General features: G+C 31.7%; 3 protein-coding genes. All 3 read left to right on the top strand.

Annotation, left to right across the window (positions count from 1 at the left end):
* Window positions 1-731 (top strand): hypothetical protein (locus RM553_RS19105; RefSeq protein ID WP_311536564.1); only part of this gene is annotated, 731 nt, incomplete at its 5' end.
* 814 nt (window positions 732-1,545) lie between these two features.
* Entirely contained in the window at window positions 1,546-3,150 is a 1,605-nt protein-coding gene (locus tag RM553_RS19100; RefSeq protein ID WP_311536563.1) for a protein kinase domain-containing protein, read from the top strand.
* Between the two features lie 156 nt (window positions 3,151-3,306).
* Window positions 3,307-4,284: an alpha/beta hydrolase family protein gene (locus RM553_RS19095; protein WP_311536562.1), complete on the top strand. Its 978-nt coding sequence runs from the start codon at window positions 3,307-3,309 to the stop codon at window positions 4,282-4,284.
* Window positions 4,285-4,413: the final 129 nt, after the last annotated feature.

Below are 4,413 nucleotides of genomic sequence, written 5' to 3'. Positions count from 1 at the left end.
AGCCACAATACTACAAATTGAAATTTTCAGCTACCATACATAAAAATTTTAAAGAAAGATCGTCGATAACTCGTAAATCTTTGACAATTGGATTGATAATTTTAGGTGTAGGATTTTTAATATATTTAATTGATAAAAATATTGCTCCTACCAATCAATTAAACGAATTAACTTTTTGGATTTTTATTTTGGCATTCATACCAATTGGATTCGCTTATGTTTTTCAATTTTTTGATTATGAGAATATTGAGATTTTGCACAAAGGAAATCTCGATATTGGAGAAAAATCGTTCACATTAAATTATAAAGAAGAAATTTTATTCTCTGATATTGAAGACCTGAGGATAATAATAGATGCTTATTATAATGAAAGAATCAATATCGTATATAGAACTCCGACAGAACAAAAAAGCCTCGGACTTAAAAATCAGATAAAAATTAAAACTAATAGGGACAATAAAGAATTCTATTTCAAGCTAGAAAATAAATACCATAAGAACAGATTAGAAGAAGTCTTGTTCGAAATAATAACTACCAAAAAGTTAGAAAATCTAGACGCAAAAAAATCCATTAAACTAATTCCACAAAGGTTTAAGAACTCTGATAACTATAAAAACTATGTAATTGATCAAATAGTTAAAAAAAGAATTGATTGTACAGAAGGGTTATTATTACATGGATATAGAACTGACAAAGAAGCAAAAGAGTTAAGGGAAAAGTACTGTGGCTAACAGCGGTTCATCTCAAATTACGGGTTTTACAAAAAAGAACTAAATTAGATTCCTAATAAACCAAAGCGTTGGCCGACAAGCCCGCGTCCCTAATCCCGCAACTTGCGATAACCGCAAACCGTTGCCAAGAATAGCGCCGACAAAAATAAATATTCTAACCTGCTAATATTGTTCATTTTCTTATTGAAAATCCAGCTCACATTTAGCGGAAAAAAGTAACTATAAAGTCTGCACTTAAAAAAGGTAAATTCTAGGTGATAGAAGTTTTTTAAACGGAATTTTATAAATTCTCGTTTTGATATAAAAATTCAGGAAGATAGAAGATGAAACAGATTTAAATTAAAGAGAGTTGTTCAATTATTGAAAAAAAGCCGACTCCCACTCTACCCCAATATTTAATATAATATCAGAAGGAAAAAATAGAGAATTTCGGTTAGCAGAAAATTCCAAAAAAAACCTCACGGATATTTACTCAGCAGGAAAAACTAAGAAGAAAAATGGACCGGAAAATTGAAAATTCAGCAAGCTGAAAGATCCTGATCATTCTAGATAAATAAATGTCAAAAGGAATAGTAGAATAAAAAGAAAATTCGATAAAACAATCTGACCAGAACCGCCAATCTCTCGTGCTTACTCTGGCGGGGCGCTACTCTAGGCAACATCGCTTAACAGCAAATAACGGGTTGTATCCTGAAAATTGTTATTTTAGAGGTCAATTTAATAGCAAGTAGCCGACAAAGACGTGTTCCCAATCCCGTTACTTGTGTTAAACGTAGCCGTTACCTGCAAGTTTTTCAAAAAAGATTCGTTTATAATGGACAAAAAAAAAGCTCTTCAATTACAAACAAAATTAAAAGATCAAAGTTTTTTTGGTTATAATATCATTGAGTTAATAAACAATGGTAAATCTGCCGCAGTATTTAAAGCAGAGAAAGAAGGTAAAGGTTATGCTCTAAAAATTTTCGATAACAATTTAATTGAACGTTTTGGCCATGAAATTCAAAGCAAAAGAATAGAGCAAGAGATTTCTTTAAAAAATCATAGTATTCCAAATTTGGTTAAGATTTATGAAGGTGGCAACACGCTAATTGGAAATGAAACATATTATTTTCTTGTAATGGAATTGATCGATGGTTTAAACTTAAAACAAGTGATCGACCATAAAGATTATAAAATATCATTAAAGTTTATAAAAACTGTGTTTGAAAGACTTTATAAAGTTTCTGAAGCATTATTATCAAAATTTGCAATTGTACATAGAGATATAAAACCTGAGAACATAATGAAGACTGATTCAGGAAAAATTATCCTAATGGATTTAGGAGTTTTAAAATTTATTGGAAGTGAATCTTTTAGTGATCAAGATGAAAAAGCTTTTGTAGGAACTTTGCGTTACGCTCCACCAGAATTTTTATTGAGAAAAGAAGAAAACACAATAGATGGTTGGAGAGCTGTAAACTATTATCAAATTGGAGCCACTCTTCATGATCTAATCATGGAAAAAGAACTTTTTATAGAAAAATCTCCATATACAAATTTAGTTCTCGCTATTAAGGAAGACTTCCCAAATCTCTCAAATAATGATTTACCGTTTGAACTTTTACAATTTACGCGTGACCTTCTAACCAAAAACCCAAATCAAAGACTTGAATTAATCACGAAAAATCGTATTGATACCATAAGAAATTTAAGTAATGCAGATACTAAAGTAGATAAAAGCGTTCAGCAAATTTTACATAAAAGGATTAACCATCAAAACAAATTTGCTGAAATAGATAAAATTAAAAGAACCAAAGAAGAAAATAGAAAAAGACAAGAAGACCTTGGTAAAGAAATTAAAACTATTATAGATGGTTGTTTTAAGGATTTGAAAGAAAGGCAGCTGTTCAATAACTACAATGTATCTAATAATTTCAATTTTGATGGAGATAGCTCAAAAGAAAACTATACACAAAATTATTTGTACGAACTTGAAGGTGAGTTAGAAATGGGATTTCCTACAAATCTTTACTATTTTTTAAGAATCGAGAACTCTGCAAATGGATTTGCAAAAATTGATGCAATAGCATTTTTTCCATCATTTATGTCCAAAGGTAAAATTGAAAATGCACTAGAATTTGTAAGAGAAGTTTTTGAAAGACCTGTGCCACTAAGCGAAATAATAAATCGAGTTGGTCCTAGACCAATAAAATTAGATTTTAAAACAATAACATTTTTCAAAGGAGTGATTTCAAATGATACTTCAACAAAAGAATTCATCATAGAAAAAATTGTAGAAGTCATGGCAAAAGCTTTTGATCTAGGAGAGCCATTTGTTGATGATGTATTAGAGGCTAATAAGAAACATGCAGAAGCTAAAGGAAAAGGAATTTCGATAAGGTTAAAAGGTAGAGGTAATTTAATCGTTGATTCACTATAAAAACCAGCAGGTAACAACGGTTCATCGCCAATAAGCGGCACCATTAATAAGAAAATAATTAACTTGACCAACAAACCCATACTAAGCCGACAAATCCGTGTCCCTTACTCCGCCAACTGGCGATAACCGAGACCGTTGTACACCATTATTTAGAATATGAAATACATCAAATTATTAGCCTTCCTATTAATTTTTACTAGTTGTCAATCTCAAGAAAATGACAAATTACTTCTCAATAAAGATTTAATTTCTGATTTATCAAAATATCCAATCTATCCCAGACTAACAGAAGAAGTAAATGGTAAAATAGAATGGAAAGATGATTTTAAATACTTAGATGAAATTGACATTTATACAATTACATATTTAAGCGACGGATTAAAAGTAAAAGGTCTTTTAGTCAAACCAAAGAAAGAAGGAAAATATCCTTCTGTCATATTTAATCGAGGTGGAAATCGAGATTTTGGTGCTTTGGTAATAGCTCATGGTGCTATCCTACTCGGTCAAATTGCTAAAGAAGGTTATGTTGTTATTGCTAGTCAGTATAGAGGGAATGCAGGTGGTGAAGGGAAAGAAGAATTTGGAGGGAAAGAAGTTAACGATATAACTATTCTTCCTGAAGTATTAAAAGAAATAGAATCTGCAGATACTGATAAAATTGGAATGTACGGATGGAGTCGCGGCGGAATGATGACTTATATTGCTTTGACTAAAATGGACAAAATAAAAGCTGCCGTGGTTGGAGGAGCAGTTTCAAATAGTTTTAGTACTATCGAAGACAGACCAGAGATGGAAAAAAATGTCTTGGCACAACTAATTCCAAATTACCAGGAAAATAAAGAGGCTGAATTAGAGAAAAGATCTGCAGTTAAATGGGTTGATGAGTTTCCTAAAAACGTTCCAATTCTAATGTTGCATGGAAATTCCGACTGGAGGGTAAAACCAGAACAAAGTTTAAATCTAGCTTTGGAATTTGAGAAGCATAGAATTCCATATAGACTAATCATGTTTGAAGGTGGTGATCATGGTATTTCTGAACACAGAAAAGAAGTTTCCGACCAGGTTATCAATTGGTTTGATCGATATCTAAAAAATGATGAATCCTTACCTAATATGGAGTATCACGGTAAATAACGGTGTACAACAACGGTTCATCGCCAATAAGCGGCACCGTTAGAAAGAAAATAATTAACTTGACCAACAAACCAGTACTAAGCCGACAACTCCGCGTCCATTACTCCGCCAACTGGCGATAACCGAGAC

The sequence above is a fragment of the Autumnicola tepida genome (assembly GCF_031846485.1).
Lineage (GTDB): Bacteria > Bacteroidota > Bacteroidia > Flavobacteriales > Flavobacteriaceae > Autumnicola > Autumnicola tepida.
This window is presented reverse-complemented; position numbering and strand designations above follow the sequence as displayed.